The following is a 233-nucleotide window of genomic DNA, read 5'->3' as shown; positions in this document are numbered from 1 at the left end:
GCCACGTCTGCTACGTCCGCCACGTATGCCACGCCCACCGCCACACCCTATGCAGCACCCGACGCGCCGCCCGCCCGCGGCGGCCGCAAGCTGGCCGTGCCGCTCGCCGGCATCGCGCTGGCGGCCGTGCTGCTCGCGATCGGCATCGTGCCGCGGCTCGACGCGCGCGCCGCGCAGCGTGCGCAGGTGGCCGCCCAGCAGGTGCTGCCGGTGTCGGTGATCGTGCCGGGCGC

At 77.7% G+C, this 233-nt stretch carries 1 pseudogene; it reads left to right on the top strand.

Annotation, left to right across the window (positions count from 1 at the left end):
- A pseudogene (locus SB751_RS35610) lies at positions 1–233 on the top strand (efflux transporter periplasmic adaptor subunit); the annotation flags it as partial.

The organism is Cupriavidus sp. SIMBA_020, assembly GCF_046535395.1.
In the GTDB taxonomy this organism is placed as follows: domain Bacteria; phylum Pseudomonadota; class Gammaproteobacteria; order Burkholderiales; family Burkholderiaceae; genus Cupriavidus; species Cupriavidus campinensis.
Note: the sequence above shows the minus strand (reverse complement) of the source record. Positions and strands in the feature narration are given on the sequence as shown.